The 17,527-nt window shown below is 66.1% G+C and carries 12 protein-coding genes, 2 rRNA genes and 1 riboswitch; of the genes, 13 read left to right on the top strand and 1 reads right to left on the bottom strand.

Translation table 11 applies throughout. The features are described from left to right. The first annotated feature begins 163 nt into the window (after positions 1-163). The 12 genes from ABXJ52_RS05570 to ABXJ52_RS05515 all read left to right on the top strand — a co-directional run bounded on the left by ABXJ52_RS05570 (position 164) and on the right by ABXJ52_RS05515 (position 13,720). Positions 164-3,287, top strand: a 23S ribosomal RNA gene (locus ABXJ52_RS05570). Positions 3,288-3,378: 91 nt separating this feature from the next. Further along, positions 3,379-3,495 (top strand): 5S ribosomal RNA (gene rrf / locus ABXJ52_RS05565). Between the two features lie 176 nt (positions 3,496-3,671). Continuing rightward, positions 3,672-4,280, top strand: coding sequence for a CDP-alcohol phosphatidyltransferase family protein (locus ABXJ52_RS05560; protein WP_367039729.1), 609 nt, complete (start codon positions 3,672-3,674; stop codon positions 4,278-4,280). A 112-nt stretch (positions 4,281-4,392) separates the two neighbouring features. Beyond that, a complete protein-coding gene (locus ABXJ52_RS05555; RefSeq protein WP_367039727.1) occupies positions 4,393-6,888 on the top strand; it encodes a mannose-1-phosphate guanyltransferase in 2,496 nt (831 codons plus the stop codon). 88 nt (positions 6,889-6,976) lie between these two features. Then, the gene (locus ABXJ52_RS05550; RefSeq protein ID WP_367039725.1) at positions 6,977-7,876 is read left to right on the top strand and encodes a DUF881 domain-containing protein; all 900 of its coding nucleotides are present in this window, start codon (positions 6,977-6,979) and stop codon (positions 7,874-7,876) included. Then, entirely contained in the window at positions 7,873-8,205 is a 333-nt protein-coding gene (locus ABXJ52_RS05545; protein WP_030794354.1) for a small basic family protein, read from the top strand. The genes ABXJ52_RS05550 and ABXJ52_RS05545 overlap by 4 nt, the downstream gene beginning before the upstream one ends. Before the next feature lie 5 nt (positions 8,206-8,210). After that, entirely contained in the window at positions 8,211-9,086 is an 876-nt protein-coding gene (locus ABXJ52_RS05540; RefSeq protein WP_367048827.1) for a DUF881 domain-containing protein, read from the top strand. Positions 9,087-9,168: 82 nt separating this feature from the next. Further along, a complete protein-coding gene (locus tag ABXJ52_RS05535; protein ID WP_367048826.1) occupies positions 9,169-10,137 on the top strand; it encodes an FHA domain-containing protein in 969 nt (322 codons plus the stop codon). A gap of 17 nt (positions 10,138-10,154) precedes the next feature. Continuing rightward, positions 10,155-10,898, top strand: coding sequence for a MerR family transcriptional regulator (locus tag ABXJ52_RS05530; RefSeq protein WP_367039722.1), 744 nt, complete (start codon positions 10,155-10,157; stop codon positions 10,896-10,898). A 53-nt stretch (positions 10,899-10,951) separates the two neighbouring features. Further along, entirely contained in the window at positions 10,952-11,425 is a 474-nt protein-coding gene (locus ABXJ52_RS05525; protein ID WP_006123076.1) for a bifunctional nuclease family protein, read from the top strand. 171 nt (positions 11,426-11,596) lie between these two features. Continuing rightward, positions 11,597-12,232 (top strand): MerR family transcriptional regulator, encoded by a 636-nt coding sequence (locus tag ABXJ52_RS05520; protein ID WP_367039711.1) that lies wholly within the window; start codon positions 11,597-11,599, stop codon positions 12,230-12,232. Between the two features lie 72 nt (positions 12,233-12,304). Next, a complete protein-coding gene (locus ABXJ52_RS05515) occupies positions 12,305-13,720 on the top strand; it encodes a DNA polymerase IV (RefSeq protein WP_367039709.1) in 1,416 nt (471 codons plus the stop codon). Positions 13,721-13,725: 5 nt separating this feature from the next. Here the strand turns inward: ABXJ52_RS05515 and ABXJ52_RS05510 are convergent, their stop codons facing one another. Then, positions 13,726-14,106 carry a PRC-barrel domain-containing protein gene (locus ABXJ52_RS05510; RefSeq protein ID WP_367039707.1) on the bottom strand — a complete coding sequence of 127 codons (381 nt, stop codon included), beginning with the start codon at positions 14,104-14,106 and terminating at the stop codon, positions 13,726-13,728. Between the two features lie 144 nt (positions 14,107-14,250). Beyond that, positions 14,251-14,348: riboswitch (glycine riboswitch) on the top strand. A gap of 197 nt (positions 14,349-14,545) precedes the next feature. Here ABXJ52_RS05510 and gcvP point away from each other — a divergent pair. Then, positions 14,546-17,431: an aminomethyl-transferring glycine dehydrogenase gene (gene gcvP, locus ABXJ52_RS05505; RefSeq protein ID WP_367039705.1), complete on the top strand. Its 2,886-nt coding sequence runs from the start codon at positions 14,546-14,548 to the stop codon at positions 17,429-17,431. The last annotated feature ends 96 nt before the right edge of the window (positions 17,432-17,527 follow it).

Raw genomic sequence — 17,527 nt, 5'->3', positions numbered from 1 at the left:
TGGAACACAGAGTCAATTGGTCGGGCCGGGCACGCTGTTGGGTATCTGAGGGTACGGACTTGTTCCTGACCTCAATGCCGACCCCAGTGCACTTCGCCGTTTGGCGGGGGTGATGGGTGGTTGGTCGTTGTTTGAGAACTGCACAGTGGACGCGAGCATCTGTGGCCAAGTTTTTAAGGGCGCACGGTGGATGCCTTGGCACCAGGAACCGATGAAGGACGTGGGAGGCCACGATAGTCCCCGGGGAGTCGTCAACCAGGCTTTGATCCGGGGGTTTCCGAATGGGGAAACCCGGCAGTCGTCATGGGCTGTCACCCGCTGCTGAACACATAGGCAGTGTGGAGGGAACGCGGGGAAGTGAAACATCTCAGTACCCGCAGGAAGAGAAAACAACCGTGATTCCGGGAGTAGTGGCGAGCGAAACCGGATGAGGCCAAACCGTATACGTGTGAGACCCGGCAGGGGTTGCGTGTGCGGGGTTGTGGGATCTCTCTTTCACAGTCTGCCGGCTGTGAGGCGAGTCAGAAACCGTTGATGTAGGCGAAGGACATGCGAAAGGTCCGGCGTAGAGGGTAAGACCCCCGTAGTCGAAACATCAGCGGCTCGTTTGAGAGACACCCAAGTAGCACGGGGCCCGAGAAATCCCGTGTGAATCTGGCGGGACCACCCGTTAAGCCTAAATATTCCCTGGTGACCGATAGCGGATAGTACCGTGAGGGAATGGTGAAAAGTACCGCGGGAGCGGAGTGAAATAGTACCTGAAACCGTGTGCCTACAAGCCGTGGGAGCGTCGCGTGCAGCACTTGTGCTGTACGTCGTGACTGCGTGCCTTTTGAAGAATGAGCCTGCGAGTTTGCGGTGCGTTGCGAGGTTAACCCGTGTGGGGAAGCCGTAGCGAAAGCGAGTCCGAATAGGGCGATTCAGTAGCGCGCTCAAGACCCGAAGCGGAGTGATCTAGCCATGGGCAGGTTGAAGCGGCTGTAAGAGGTCGTGGAGGACCGAACCCACCAGGGTTGAAAACCTGGGGGATGACCTGTGGTTAGGGGTGAAAGGCCAATCAAACTCCGTGATAGCTGGTTCTCCCCGAAATGCATTTAGGTGCAGCGTCGTGTGTTTCTTGCCGGAGGTAGAGCACTGGATAGGCGATGGGCCCTACCGGGTTACTGACCTTAGCCAAACTCCGAATGCCGGTAAGTGAGAGCACGGCAGTGAGACTGTGGGGGATAAGCTCCATGGTCGAGAGGGAAACAGCCCAGAGCATCGACTAAGGCCCCTAAGCGTACGCTAAGTGGGAAAGGATGTGGAGTCGCAGAGACAACCAGGAGGTTGGCTTAGAAGCAGCCACCCTTGAAAGAGTGCGTAATAGCTCACTGGTCAAGTGATTCCGCGCCGACAATGTAGCGGGGCTCAAGCGTACCGCCGAAGTCGTGTCATTCCAGCATATAGGGCCAACGCCTGCTGGGATGGGTAGGGGAGCGTCGTGTGCCGGGTGAAGCTGCCGCGGAAGCGAGTGGTGGACGGTTCACGAGTGAGAATGCAGGCATGAGTAGCGATACATACGTGAGAAACGTGTGCGCCGATTGACTAAGGGTTCCTGGGTCAAGCTGATCTGCCCAGGGTAAGTCGGGACCTAAGGCGAGGCCGACAGGCGTAGTCGATGGATAACCGGTTGATATTCCGGTACCCGCTGTGAAGCGTCAAACATCGAGCCCATTAATGCTAAGGCCGTGAAGCCGTCCTGGAGCCTTCGGGCAAAGGGAAGTGGTGGAGCCGCCGACCCAAGGTGGTAGTAGGTGAGTGATGGGGTGACGCAGGAAGGTAGTCCAGCCCGGGCGGTGGTTGTCCCGGGGTAAGGGTGTAGGGCGTGTGATAGGTAAATCCGTCACACTTGTGCCTGAGACCTGATGCCGAGCCGATTGTGGTGAAGTGGATGATCCTATGCTGTCGAGAAAAGCCTCTAGCGAGTTTCATGGCGGCCCGTACCCTAAACCGACTCAGGTGGTCAGGTAGAGAATACCGAGGCGTTCGGGTGAACTATGGTTAAGGAACTCGGCAAAATGCCCCCGTAACTTCGGGAGAAGGGGGGCCATCACTGGTGATTGGATTTACTCCATGAGCTGGGGGTGGCCGCAGAGACCAGCGAGAAGCGACTGTTTACTAAAAACACAGGTCCGTGCGAAGCCGTAAGGCGATGTATACGGACTGACGCCTGCCCGGTGCTGGAACGTTAAGGGGACCGGTTAGTCAACTTTCGGGTTGGCGAAGCTGAGAACTTAAGCGCCAGTAAACGGCGGTGGTAACTATAACCATCCTAAGGTAGCGAAATTCCTTGTCGGGTAAGTTCCGACCTGCACGAATGGCGTAACGACTTCTCGACTGTCTCAACCATAGGCCCGGTGAAATTGCACTACGAGTAAAGATGCTCGTTTCGCGCAGCAGGACGGAAAGACCCCGGGACCTTTACTACAGTTTGATATTGGTGTTCGGTTCGGCTTGTGTAGGATAGGTGGGAGACTTTGAAGCGGGCACGCCAGTGTTCGTGGAGTCAACGTTGAAATACCACTCTGGTCGTGCTGGATGTCTAACCTGGGTCCGTGATCCGGATCAGGGACAGTGTCTGATGGGTAGTTTAACTGGGGCGGTTGCCTCCCAAAGAGTAACGGAGGCGCCCAAAGGTTCCCTCAGCCTGGTTGGTAATCAGGTGTTGAGTGTAAGTGCACAAGGGAGCTTGACTGTGAGACCGACGGGTCGAGCAGGGACGAAAGTCGGGACTAGTGATCCGGCGGTGGCTTGTGGAAGCGCCGTCGCTCAACGGATAAAAGGTACCCCGGGGATAACAGGCTGATCTTCCCCAAGAGTCCATATCGACGGGATGGTTTGGCACCTCGATGTCGGCTCGTCGCATCCTGGGGCTGGAGTCGGTCCCAAGGGTTGGGCTGTTCGCCCATTAAAGCGGTACGCGAGCTGGGTTTAGAACGTCGTGAGACAGTTCGGTCCCTATCCGCTGTGCGCGTAGGAATATTGAGAAGGGCTGTCCCTAGTACGAGAGGACCGGGACGGACGAACCTCTGGTGTGCCAGTTGTCCTGCCAAGGGCATGGCTGGTTGGCTACGTTCGGAAAGGATAACCGCTGAAAGCATCTAAGCGGGAAGCCTGCTTCGAGATGAGTATTCCCACCCCCTTTGAGGGGTTAAGGCTCCCAGTAGACGACTGGGTTGATAGGCCAGATCTGGAAGCCCGGTAACGGGTGGAGGTGACTGGTACTAATAGGCCGAGGGCTTGTCCTCAGTTGCTCGCGTCCACTGTGTTGGTTCTGAAACCACGAACAACCCCGTATGTCGGGCCACGACTACGGTGCGGTTGACAGTTTCATAGTGTTTCGGTGGTCATAGCGTGAGGGAAACGCCCGGTTACATGCCGAACCCGGAAGCTAAGCCTCACAGCGCCGATGGTACTGCAGGGGGGACCCTGTGGGAGAGTAGGACGCCGCCGAACTTCTTTTATAGCCGTGGTCCCTGGACATTAAGTCCAGGGACCACGGCTTTTTTGTTTTCCGGGTTCATTCTGTCCCTTGGCGTTCCGTCCCTCGGCCACCCCTCTGCACCGCCGGCTGACAACTGACGGTAAGGTCAGGGGGCATCATCGGCACGTTTCCCACAGGAGGCCCCCGGGTGGAGGTCCAGGAGACTCGCGTCCAGACGGACCGAGTCCTCACCATCCCGAACATCCTCAGCATGGCGCGCCTCGTTGGCGTACCCCTCTTCCTGTGGTTGATCCTCAGGCCCGAGTTCGGCGGGCCCAAGAGTGATCACTGGGCGCTGCTGGTGCTGATGCTGAGCGGCATCAGCGACTATCTCGACGGCAAGCTGGCCCGCCGGTGGAATCAGATCAGCAACCTCGGGCGCCTGCTCGACCCGGCCGCCGACCGGCTCTACATTCTGTCGACACTGGTCGGGCTCACGTGGCGGGAGATTCTCCCGCTGTGGCTGACCGCGGTGCTGCTCCTGCGCGAGCTGGTCCTGCTGGTGATGGTCGGGATCCTCAGGCGGCACGGCTATCCGCCGCCCCAGGTGAACTTCCTGGGCAAGGCCGCCACCTTCAACCTGATGTACGCCTTTCCACTACTGCTCCTGAGCGATGGAAGTGGCTGGATCAGTACTCTCGCTGCTATTTTCGGATGGGCGTTCGCAGGATGGGGTACAAGTCTGTACTGGTGGGCAGGGATCCTCTACGTGGTCCAGGTTCGCCGACTTGTCCGTGCAGACGCCACGGCCGATTGAGCTTGCCGGTCCGGCAGCTGTAAGGCTTGCGGTCCCGTAAGTCGCATACGCGGGCCTGTATTGGCGGGCTAAGTCGGCCAGATCGTCGCCTATCGAGGAGGACGCTTCCGACATGAAGGCCGTCGTAATGGCCGGAGGCGAAGGCACACGCCTTCGCCCTATGACCTCGAGCATGCCCAAGCCGCTCCTGCCTGTGGCCAACAGGCCCATCATGGAGCACGTGCTGCGGCTGCTGAAGAGGCATGGGCTCACCGAGACCGTAGTGACAGTCCAATTCCTGGCCTCTCTGGTCAAGAATTACTTCGGCGATGGTGAAGAGCTCGGGATGGAGCTCACCTATGCCAATGAGGAGAAGCCACTCGGCACTGCCGGGAGTGTGAAGAACGCCGAGGAAGCATTGAAGGACGATGCATTCCTCGTGATCTCCGGTGATGCACTGACTGATTTCGATCTCACCGAGCTGATCAACTTCCACAAGGAGAAGGGCGCGCTCGTCACCGTCTGTCTGACGCGCGTCCCCAATCCGCTGGAATTCGGCATCACCATCGTGGATGAAGAAGGACAGGTCGAGCGCTTCCTGGAGAAGCCGACCTGGGGGCAGGTCTTCTCCGACACCGTGAACACGGGCATCTACGTCATGGAGCCCGAGGTCTTCGACTACGTCGACCCCGATGTGTCGGTGGACTGGTCCGGTGACGTCTTCCCGCAGTTGATGAAGGAAGGCAAGCCCATCTATGGGTACATCGCCGAGGGCTACTGGGAAGACGTCGGCACGCACGAGAGCTATGTGAAGGCTCAGGCCGACGTGCTGGAACGCAAGGTCGACGTCGAACTCGACGGCTTCGAGATCTCGCCCGGTGTGTGGGTTGCCGAAGGCGCCGAGGTCCATCCCGACGCCACACTGCGCGGACCGCTCTATATCGGTGACTACGCCAAGGTGGAGGCCGGCGCCGAGATCCGTGAGCACACGGTGCTGGGGTCGAACGTCGTGGTGAAGGCCGGTGCCTTCCTGCACAAGACCGTGGTGCACGACAACGTCTACATCGGCCAGCACAGCAACCTGCGGGGCTGCGTCGTCGGGCGGAACACCGACATCATGCGAGCCTCCCGGATCGAGGACGGCGCCGTCATCGGCGACGAGTGCCTCGTCGGTGAGGAATCGATTATCCAGGGCAATGTCCGGGTCTATCCGTTCAAGACGATCGAGGCCGGCGCGTTCGTCAACACCTCCGTCATCTGGGAGTCCCGGGGCCAAGCCCATCTCTTCGGAGCGCGCGGCGTCTCCGGGATCCTGAACGTGGAGATCACTCCGGAGCTGGCGGTGCGACTCGCGGGGGCGTACGCGACAACCCTCAAGAAGGGCTCGACCGTAACCACGGCCCGTGACCACTCGCGAGGCGCACGGGCGCTGAAGCGAGCGGTGATCTCGGCGCTGCAGGCGAGCGCCATCGACGTACGGGACCTGGAGAACGTGCCGCTGCCCGTGGCGCGGCAGCAGACGGCTCGGGGCAGTGCCGGCGGGATCATGATCCGGACGACGCCCGGGGTGCCCGACTCCGTCGACATCATGTTCTTCGACGGGCGGGGAGCCGACCTTTCGCAGGGCAGTCAGCGGAAGCTGGACCGGGTCTACGCGCGCCAGGAGTACCGGCGTGCGTTCCCCGGGGAGATCGGGGATCTGCACTTTCCCTCCAGCGTTTTCGACTCCTACACCGGCTCACTGCTGCGCAACATCGACACCACGGGTGTGGCCGAGTCGGATCTGAAGGTCGTCGTCGACGCCTCCAACGGAAGCGCCGGTCTTGTGCTGCCGAGTCTCCTGGGGCGGCTGGGCGTCGACGCGCTGACGATCAACCCGGGTCTCGATGAGTCGCGTCCCACCGAGACCTACGAATCGCGCAGGTCGGGCCTCGTGCGGCTGGGCGAGATCGTGGCGTCGTCGCGCGCCGACTTCGGTGTGCGGTTCGACCCGGTGGGTGAGCGGCTTTCGCTCGTCGACGAGAAGGGGCGGATCATCGAGGATGACCGGGCGCTGCTCGTCATGCTCGACCTGGTCGCCGCGGAACGCCGCAGTGGTCGGGTCGCGCTGCCGGTCACGACGACGCGCATCGGCGAGCAGGTCGCCGCGTACCACGGCACGCAGGTCGACTGGACGACCACGTCGCCCGACGATCTGACGCGCGTGGGACGTGACGAGTCGACCATCTTCGGTGGGGACGGCCGCGCCGGATTCATCATTCCCGAGTTCAGCAGCGTCTTCGACGGTACGGCGGCCTTTGTGCGGCTCATCGGTCTGGTGGCGCGTACGCAGCTCACGCTGAGCCAGATCGACGCGCGTATCCCGCGTGCCCATGTGCTGCGGCGGGACCTCGCGACGCCCTGGGCGGTCAAGGGGCTCGTGATGCGGACCGTGGTGGAGGCGGCGGGGGAGCGTTCGGTGGACACCACCGACGGTGTGCGGGTCGTGGAGTCCGACGGGCGGTGGGTGCTGGTGCTGCCCGACCCCGCCGAGGCCGTCACTCATCTGTGGGCGGAAGGCCCCGACGACGCTTCCGCCCAGGCGTTGCTCGACGAGTGGTCCGCGGTGGTGGACAGCGCCGGGCGCTGACCGGCGACACGGGCCGGACGGCACCTTGACAGGTGCCGTCCGGCACACCGGTGGGGCCATTCGGAGGTAGGGCCCGCGACGTGCGACGATGTGCGGCATGCCGCAGCAGCCCCCCGTTCGGAGCACACCCTCGCGCCCCCGGCGCCCGGACGCGTCCATGTCGCTGCTGACCACGGTCATGGACCACAGCCTGGACGAGGGCTACGCCGAGGCGGCGGCCCGCAAGAAGGCGAAGGGCGCAGGTGGAGTGCCGCGTCCGCTGCGGGCGAAGCTCGGCCTTGCTCTTGGACTCGTGCTCGCGGCCCTGGTGGTGACGGTGGGCGCCGCGCAGGCGCGGATAGCGGCTCCGGTCGTCGCCAAGGAGCGCACGGAGCTCATCGACCGGATCGAGTCGGCGACCTCGGACGCCGATGAGCTCGAAGAGGACGTCGAGACGCTCCGTGACGACGTGGGCGAGCGGCAGCGCGAGGCGCTGAAGAAACACGGGGGCAGTCAGGGCGAGTTGGTGTCCCTGCTCTCCGGTGCCACCAAGGCCCATGGGCCCGGTGTGAAGCTGGTGGTGGACGACGCCAAGCAAGCCGATCAGGGCGGGGGCGGGCCGCGTGAGAGCGCGGGATTCTCCGACACCGGACGGGTGCGCGACCGCGATATGCAACGGGTCGTCAACGGCCTGTGGCAGTCCGGCGCCGAGGCCATCGCCATCAACGACCAGCGACTGACGGCACTCTCGGCGATCAGGGCCGCGGGTGACGCGATACTGGTCGACAACAAGCCGCTGGTGCCGCCGTATACGGTGCTTGCCGTGGGGGACGGACAGCGCTTGAGCACGAGATTCCAGAACAGTCGCGACGGTCAGTATCTGCATGCTCTGCAGGAGAACTTCGGCGTCAGGACCAGCATTTCCGTCCAGGATGATGTCCGACTGCCGGCAGCACCGAGTGTGACCGTACGTACAGCAGAGCCGAAGGCAGGAAAGGGCACATCGTGATCGCCGTACTGGGCCTCGTCGTGGGAGTCGTGGCCGGATTGTTGGTCCGGCCCGAGGTTCCGGCGGTGGTCGAGCCGTACCTTCCGATCGCCGTCGTGGCGGCGCTCGACGCGGTGTTCGGAGGCCTGCGCGCGATGCTCGACGGCATCTTCGACGACAAGGTCTTCGTGGTGTCGTTCCTCTCGAACGTCGTCGTGGCCGCCCTGATCGTGTTCCTGGGCGACAAGTTGGGCGTGGGCGCCCAGCTCTCCACCGGTGTGGTGGTGGTCCTCGGCATCCGGATCTTCTCGAACGCCGCCGCCATCCGCCGACACATCTTCAGGGCGTGACGCGGATGGGTACGGAAGAGACGCGCGGCGGCGGGAACCGGGGCGGGGAGCTGCCCGCGGAGGTCCGGAGCGTGCCCACGGCACCCGAGGAGCCGGGGGAGACCGCGGCGCCCGAGCAGACCGAGCGGCAGGACGAGCAGCGGGATGAGCAGGCGTCGCTCACCGGCCGTCAGCGGCTCAGAGAGGGGCTGTGGCCGCCTCGCGTCACGCGTCCGCAACTCATCGTGGCCCTGCTGCTGTTCGTGCTGGGGCTCGGTCTCGCCATCCAGGTGCGCTCCAACAACGACAGCAGCGCGCTCCGCGGCGCACGTCAGGAAGATCTCGTACGCATCCTCGATGAACTGGATGACCGTACACAGCGTCTGGAAGGTGAGAAGCAGCGTCTCGAGGACCAGCGCACCGGGTTGGAGAACAGCTCGGATCAGGCCGAGGAGGCTCGCAAGCAGACTGTCGAGAAGGAGCGTCAACTCGGCATTCTCGCGGGCACCGTGGCGGCGCAGGGTCCTGGAATCACGCTGACCATCGATGACAAGAAGGGGTCGGTCGAGGCGGACATGCTGCTCGACGCCATTCAGGAGTTGCGTGCCGCGGGGGCCGAGGCGATCCAGATCAATGACGTACGCGTGGTGGCCAGCACCTATCTGTCGGATACGGACAGTGGTGGTGTCCGGGTGGACGGCCGCGCGGTCGGCAAGCCCTACCGGTTCAAGGTCATCGGCAAGCCGCAGGACCTCGAGCCGGCGCTGAACATCCCAGGTGGAGTGGTGCAGACTCTGGAGAAGGAGCAGGCCACCGTCACCGTGGCGCGAGCGGAGAAGATCGTGGTGGACGCCTTGCGAGCGGCGAAGCGGCCTGACTACGCTCGGTCGTCGTCCCAGTGAGGCGGGGGTGCATGGGGGCCGCCGGTCGAGGGCATGAGGTTGCGGGGGGTCGGCGCACCGTAAGCGTGGTGCGTGGTGGAAACTGTTTGGCGGGTGCGGACGTTGTGAGGATGTCTGTACTGCCGATGTACGCCGGTGTGTGCAATCAGGGTTCGTCCTGCCCCACGGGCGGGTCTGTTTCGGTCAAGGGGAATCGCCCGTGAAGTTGTTTGCGAAGTTGTTCGGCAAGAGCGCACGTGAGGACAGTGGCAATCCCGCCACCGCCCGGCACCGCGCCCCGCGCCATGGAGATGCCGAGGACCAGGGCGCCGAGCGCCCGATGTTCCGTGACCAGGTCGGTGGGCCGGGCGGTGACATTTCGGGCGCGCAGGGCGCGTCGTCTGTTGACCCTGCCGGTCCGGGCCGCATAGGTTTCGGAGAACCGTCAACCTCAAGTACGGGTGGAGGGTTTACCCCCGATCCGTACGCATCGAATGCCCCCGCGGGGCAGCCGCGGCAGGAGGATCCGTCCATGGCCCTGGTGTGTACGAGGTGCGGGAACCGCAACGCCGAGGCGAGTCGGTTCTGCTCCAACTGCGGCGCGCCGCTGCGGGCCGGGGCCGCGCCGGAGCGTCCGTCCGAGACGACCTCGACGATCTCCATCTCGGGCCTGGAGGCCTACGACGCGGAGGTGACGGGGCAGACCGCCTCGCCCGCCCTCTCGCCGGAGGCCCAGGCCGCCGTTGACGCACTGCCGCTCGGCTCCGCACTCCTCGTGGTGCGCCGTGGGCCGAACTCGGGCAGCCGCTTCCTTCTGGACGGCGAGCTGACCACGGCCGGGCGTCACCCGCAGAGCGACATCTTCCTGGACGACGTGACCGTCTCGCGCCGTCACGTGGAGTTCCGTCGCCTCGGGGACGGTTCCTTCACCGTCGCCGACGTGGGCAGCCTCAACGGCACGTACGTCAATCGGGAGCGCATCGACTCGGTCGCCGTGTCGAACGGCGACGAGGTGCAGATCGGCAAGTACCGCCTGGTCTTCTACGCGAGCCAGCGGGGCATCGGTATCTGATCCGGCAGGGAAGGTCCATGCTTCAAACACCGAGGGGCGGTGCCGGCAACGGCACCGCCGCCGAGGACCGTCGGCTGATGAGCATCGGCGCTGTGTTGAACGCGCTGCGTGACGAGTTTCCCGAGGTCACGATCTCCAAGATCCGTTTCCTGGAGTCGGAAGGGCTCATCGAGCCGGAGCGCACCCCCTCGGGCTATCGGAAGTTCAGCCCGGAGGACGTCGAGCGGCTCGGTCACGTCCTGAGGATGCAGCGGGACCACTATCTGCCGCTCAAGGTGATCCGGGAGCACCTGGACGCCCTGGAGCGCGGTGAGGGGGTCTCCACGCCCTCACTGGGGCAGCCGCGCGAGCCCGGTGACGCCTGGGGCGTGAGCGACGCCGGGGAGCCGACCGTCGCCCGTGTGGGCCGTCTGGAGCTGCTCGCCGCCGCCGAGATCGACGCGGAGCAGCTCGCCGACTGGGAGACGTACGGGCTCATCGTGCCCCTGCCGGACGGTGGTTATGACGCGGAGGCCGTGACGGTCGCCGCGCTCGTCGTGGAACTTGGGCGATTCGGCATCGAACCCAGGCATCTGCGCGCCATGAAGTCGGCGGCCGAGCGGGAGGCCGGCCTGATCGACCAGGTCGTGGCGCCGCTGCGCCGGCACCGCAATCCGCAGACCAGAGCCCATGCGGAAGCCCGTACGAAGGAACTGGCCGGGCTGACCGGAAAGCTGCATTCTGCACTCGTGCAGAGCGCCCTCGGGGTGCGGTTGCCCTGACTCAGGGGGTGCCCGACTACCCAAACCGGCCGGGCACGTCCTAGGGTTGCTGTGTGAACGAGCTCGACGTCGTAGGTGTCCGGGTGGAAATGCCCTCCAACCAACCGATCGTGCTCCTGCGTGAAGTGGGAGGCGATCGTTACCTCCCCATCTGGATCGGACCAGGTGAGGCGACCGCGATCGCCTTCGCACAGCAGGGGATGGCGCCCGCGCGGCCGCTGACCCACGACCTGTTCAAGGACGTGCTGGAGGCGGTGGGTCAGGAGCTCACCGAGGTGCGCATCACGGACCTCCGAGAAGGGGTCTTCTACGCCGAGCTGGTCTTCGCCAGTGGAGTCGAGGTGAGCGCCCGGCCGTCCGACGCCATAGCGCTCGCGCTGCGCACCGGAACGCCGATCTACGGCAGCGACGGTGTACTCGACGACGCGGGCATCGCCATTCCGGACGAGCAGGAGGACGAGGTGGAGAAGTTCCGCGAGTTCCTCGACCAGATCTCGCCCGAGGACTTCGGTACCAACAGCCAGTAGGCCGTCGCTTCCCGAGGGGCCTGCCGACCATTCGGCTAGCCTTTCCCGGCGATGCGGAACGGCAAACCACTCTTAGGGTGATTATCACTCGGCGTGCCGAGTGTGGCGATCGTTGACGAGCCCCTGGCGACTGCCTACCGTCGTGAAGGCAGGTCAAGGACGGAGGTCGGCGTGAGAAGCAGCGGCGACGGTACGGCGATGGGTGGGCCGTATCCGATGCACAGCAGCACGGCCGGTCACTCTCCGCAGAGGCCGATGGTGGTTCAGGAGAGCGTTCAGGGGAGCGGGGACGCCACGTCCGGACAGTCCGAACAGGAACAGATCGGGTACCGCGGGCCGACCGCGTGCGCGGCTGCCGGCATCACGTATCGACAGCTCGACTACTGGGCCCGTACGGGACTCGTCGAGCCCAGTGTGCGGGCCGCGGGCGGATCGGGGACCCAGCGGCTCTACAGCTTCCGGGACGTCGTCGTCCTGAAGATCGTGAAGCGTTTCCTCGACACCGGCGTCTCTCTGCAGAACATCCGGACCACGGTCCAGCATCTGCGTGACCGTGGTTTCCGGGACCTGGAGCGGATGACGCTCATGAGCGACGGCGCGACGGTCTACGAGTGCACGTCGCCCGACGAGGTCCACGATCTGCTCCAGGGCGGCCAGGGGGTCTTCGGGATCGCCGTGGGTGTCGTATGGCGGGATGTGGACGCGGCGCTCTCGCAGCTGCACGGGGAGCGTATCGACACCGGGGAGACGCTGGTGCGGCAGAACCCGGCCGACGAGCTGGCCAGGCGGCGCAACAGAGCCGTCTGAGGCGGGTCGGGCGCCGTGGTGTCCGGGCTTGTTGCCGGGGCGTTGTCAGTGGCGTAGGGCAGCATCAGAGGTGTGAGAACCGCGCCCACGATTCTGCATCTCGACATGGATGCCTTCTACGCGTCCGCCGAGCAGGCCGCGAAGCCGAGTCTGCGTGGGAAAGCCGTGGTCGTGGGCGGGCTCGGGCCGCGCGGTGTGGTGGCGACGGCGTCGTACGAAGCGCGGAAGTTCGGGGTGCACTCGGCGATGCCCATGGGGCAGGCGCGGCGTCTTGCGCCCAATGCCGCCTATCTGGTGCCGCGCTTCGGGCTCTACCGAGAGATCAGCGACCAGGTGATGGCGCTGCTGCGGCAGCTTTCGCCCCTGGTGGAGCCGCTCAGCCTGGATGAGGCCTTCGTCGATCTCGATGCGGGCGGGGTGGCCGACGACCAGGCATCCGCGCTGGCCGTGGGTGAGCGGCTGCGGGCGGACATCAAGGCGGTGACGGGGCTCGCGGGGTCGGTGGGGCTCGCGGCGTCCAAGATGCTGGCCAAGATCGCCTCGGAGGAGGCCAAGCCGGACGGTCTGCGGCTGATAGTGCCGGGGACCGAGCGGGAGCTGCTCGGGCCGATGCCGGTCCGGACGCTGCCCGGTGTCGGTCCCGCGACCGGGGACCATCTGCGGCGGGGCGGCATCACGACCGTGGGGGAGATCGCGGAGGCCGGCGAGGACGAGCTCGTACGGCTCCTCGGGAAGTCGCACGGGAGCGCGCTGTACGCGATGGCGCTCGCGCGCGACGAACGGCCCGTGGTGGCCGAGCGGGAATCCAAGTCGGTCAGCGTCGAGGACACGTACGACGTGGACATCCATGACCGGGTACGGGTCAGGGGCGAGGTGGCGCGGCTCGCCGACCGGTGTGTGGAGCGGCTGCGGGCCGCGGGGCACTCGGGGCGGACCATCGTCCTGAAGGTGCGGCGGTTCGACTTCTCGACGCTGACGCGCTCCGAGACGCTGCGTGGGCCCACGGACGACCCCGGGGTGGTGCGGGAGGCCGCCGCGCGGCTCCTGGAGTCCGTGGACACCACGGGAGGCGTGCGGCTCCTCGGGGTGGGCGTCACGGGGCTCGCGGACTACACGCAGGAGGACCTGTTCGCGCAGGCGCAGGCGCAGGCGCAGGCCGAGGCCGAAGCCGTCCAGGCACAGGAGACGCAGCGGGAGGCGGAGGAGGAGCGGGCGGGGGAGGCCGCGGCGGAGCCCGTGGGGGAGACGGTGGCGGAGCCGGTTGTCCCGGTCGAGCGCCGATGGGCCGCCGGGCTCGACGTGCGGCACGCCGAGTACGGGCACGGGTGGGTGCAGGGCAGTGGCCTGGGGCGGGTCACGGTGCGCTTCGAGACGCCCGAGTCGACGGCGCCGGGGCGGGTGCGAACGTTCCGTACGGATGATCCGGCCCTGGAACCCGCGGAGCCCCTGCCCCTGGTGGCGTCTCCTGAGGAGCTGGAGCGGCGGTGATCCGGTCAGGAGTCTCCCTTGCCCGCGATCTTGCCGAAGTCCTGGTCCGGCGGCGGAGCTGTCTCGGGAGGTGTGATGTCCAGGCCGTAGTGGTGGTAGAGCTGCAGTTCCTGCTCGGGGGAGAGGTGGCGGCCGACGCCGAAGTCCGGGGCGTCCTTGATCAGGGAGCGTTCGAAGGGGATGCGCAGGGTGCCGTCGCTCGTGAGCTCGCTGGGCTCCAGGGGCACGAAGGTGTCCCGGCTGAACAGACCTGTGCGTATGGCCGCCCACTCGGGGGCGCCGGTGGCGTCGTCGAGATAGACCTCGTCGATCGTGCCGATCTTGGCCCCGTTCCGGTCGAACGCCTTCCGGCCGATCAGATTGCGCGGATCGATATCGGTCTGCACGGGCCCTCCAACTGGTCGAGGCATGTCGAAGTTGGGCGTAACTCATCCTCGTTCGTTCGTCATCACTACGAAAGAGCACTTCGGGGCGGGCGGCCACTCGAGGGATCGGCCGTGGCCCTCGCTGGTAGGCTGGCGCTTGGCTGCTGACCCCGTGCGGGAGAGCTCTCCGGTCAAGACACCGGAGGCGCCGAAGGAGCAACTCCTCCCCGGAATCTCTCAGGCCCCTGTACCGCACGGACGAGGTCACTCTGGAAAGTAGGGCGGGCGTCGGGCGGGTACGTTCGAATCCCTTCCTCACCGACGGTGAAAGCCGGTGCGACGCCTCTCGCGGGGCACGGACCGGTGAAACTCTCAGGTTGAGATGACAGAGGGGGAGGCCGTCCGGGTACCCGCGCCGTGGTGCCCCTCGCAGGTCGCGTCAGACCAGGAGGCCTCCGCAATGACCGCCACTCCTCGCATCCCGCTCTCCCAGCTCGAACAGGGCATTCCCTTCGAGCAGCGGCACATCGGTCCCGACGTGGAAGCACGGGCCAAGATGCTCGCGCAGGTCGGATACGGCTCGCTCGACGAGCTGACCGCCGCCGCCGTGCCGGATGTGATCAAGAACGCCGAGGCGCTGAACCTGCCCGGGGCGCGTACCGAGGCCGAGGTCCTCGCCGAGCTCAAGTCCCTCGCGGACCGTAACCAGGTCCTTGATTCCATGATCGGGCTCGGTTACTACGGGACCTTCACGCCGCCCGTGATTCTGCGGAACGTCATGGAGAACCCGGCGTGGTACACCGCTTACACGCCGTACCAGCCGGAGATCTCCCAGGGCCGCCTGGAGGCGCTGCTCAACTTCCAGACCGTCGTCGCCGAGCTGACGGGGCTGCCCACCTCCGGCGCCTCGCTGCTCGACGAGGGGACGGCCGCCGCCGAGGCCATGGCCCTTTCGCGCCGCATGGGCAAGGTCAAGGACGGTGTCTTCCTGGTCGACGCGGACGCGCTGCCGCAGACCATCGCCGTGATCCAGACCCGCGCCGAGCCGACCGGTGTCGAGGTCGTCGTCGCCGATCTGAGCGAGGGCATCCCGGCCGACGTCGCCGAGCGCGGTGTCGTCGGCGTGCTCATCCAGTACCCCGGTGCCTCCGGCGCCGTACGCGAGATAAAGCCCCTCATCGATCAGGCGCACGAGCTCGGTGCCGTCGTCTCCGTCGCCGCCGACCTGCTGGCCCTGACGCTGCTCACCTCGCCCGGCGAGCTCGGCGCCGACATCGCGGTCGGCACCACCCAGCGCTTCGGCGTCCCGATGGGCTTCGGCGGTCCGCACGCCGGTTACATGGCGGTGCGCGAGAAGTTCGCGCGCAGCCTTCCCGGGCGGCTCGTCGGAGTCTCCGTGGACGCGGACGGCAACAAGGCCTACCGCCTCGCGCTGCAGACCCGTGAGCAGCACATCCGCCGCGAGAAGGCCACCAGCAACATCTGCACCGCTCAGGTGCTGCTCGCCGTGATGGCTGGAATGTACGCGGTCTACCACGGGCCCGAGGGCCTCAAGGCCATCGCGCGGCGTACGCACCGATACGCGACCGTGCTCGCCGCGGGGCTCACCGCGGGCGGCGTCGAGGTCGTGCACGGCGCGTACTTCGACACCCTGACCGTGCGGGTGCCCGGCAAGGCTGAGCAGCTCGTCGCCGCGGCCCGCGAGGGTGGCGTCAACATCCACCAGATCGACGCCGACCACGTCTCGCTGGCCTGCGACGAGACCACCACGCGCAAGCAACTGACCGCGATCTGGACCGCGTTCGGGGTCGAGGCCGACATCGAGGCGCTCGACGCGGAGACCGAGGACACGCTTCCCGCGGGCCTGCTGCGCGGCGACGAGTACCTCACGCACCCGGTCTTCCACCAGTACCGCTCCGAGACCTCGATGCTGCGCTACCTGCGCAAGCTGGCCGACCGCGACTACGCGCTCGACCGCGGCATGATCCCGCTGGGCTCCTGCACCATGAAGCTCAACGCGACCACCGAGATGGAGCCGGTCACCTGGCCCGAGTTCGGACAGCTGCACCCCTTCGCCCCCGCCCAGCAGGCGCAGGGCTATCTGACGCTCATCCGTGAGCTGGAGGAACGGCTCGCCGAGGTCACCGGATACGACAAGGTCTCCCTGCAGCCGAACGCCGGTTCGCAGGGCGAGCTCGCCGGGCTCCTCGCCGTGCGCGGATACCACCGCGCCAACGGCGACGAGCAGCGCACCGTCTGCCTGATCCCGTCCTCCGCGCACGGCACCAACGCGGCGAGCGCCGTGATGGCCGGCATGAAGGTCGTCGTCGTGAAGACCGCCGACGACGGCGAGATCGACGTCGACGACCTGCGCGCCAAGATCGAGAAGCACCGCGACGAGCTGTCGGTGCTGATGATCACCTACCCGTCCACGCACGGCGTCTTCGAGGAGCACGTCGCCGACATCTGCGCCCAGGTGCACGAGGCGGGCGGCCAGGTCTACGTCGACGGGGCGAACCTCAACGCCCTGGTGGGCCTCGCCCAGCCCGGCAAGTTCGGCGGCGACGTCTCGCACCTGAACCTGCACAAGACCTTCTGCATCCCGCACGGCGGCGGTGGCCCCGGCGTCGGCCCGGTCGGTGTGCGCGAGCACCTCGCGCCGTACCTGCCCAACCACCCGCTGCAGCCCGCCGCGGGACCCGAGACGGGCGTCGGCCCGATCTCCGCCGCGCCGTGGGGCTCGGCCGGAATCCTGCCGATCTCCTGGGCGTACGTACGCCTCATGGGGGGCGAGGGACTCAAGCGCGCCACGCAGGTCGCCGTGCTCTCCGCGAACTACATCGCCAAGCGCCTGGAGCCGCACTACCCGGTGCTCTACACCGGCCCCGGCGGGCTCGTCGCGCACGAGTGCATCATCGATCTGCGGCCGCTGAGCAAGGCGACCGGTGTCAGCGTCGACGACATCGCCAAGCGGCTCATCGACTACGGCTTCCACGCGCCGACCATGTCGTTCCCGGTCGCGGGGACGCTGATGATCGAGCCGACCGAGAGCGAGGACCTGGTCGAGATCGACCGGTTCTGCGAGGCGATGATCAGCATTCGCGCGGAGATCGAGAAGGTCGGCGGCGCCTGGCCCGCCGACGACAACCCGCTGCGCAACGCCCCGCACACCGCCGCCGCGCTCGGCGGTGAGTGGGAGCACGCGTACAGCCGTGAGGAAGCCGTCTTCCCGGCGGGTGTGGTGGCCGCCGACAAGTACTGGCCGCCGGTGCGCCGCATCGACCAGGCGTACGGCGACCGGAATTTGGTCTGCTCCTGCCCGCCGCTGGATGCGTACGAGGACTGATACTGGGGTCGGCTATCGGGGTCGGCACATGCGTGGGGGCCGGTCCGGAGTTGTGTCTCTCCGGGTCGGCCCCTTTGTTGTCCGTGCCGTGCTGCC

The sequence above is a fragment of the Streptomyces sp. Je 1-332 genome (genome assembly GCF_040730185.1).
Classification (GTDB): domain Bacteria; phylum Actinomycetota; class Actinomycetes; order Streptomycetales; family Streptomycetaceae; genus Streptomyces.
The sequence above is the reverse complement of the archived record's forward strand: the minus strand, read 5'-3'. Positions and strand labels throughout refer to the sequence as shown.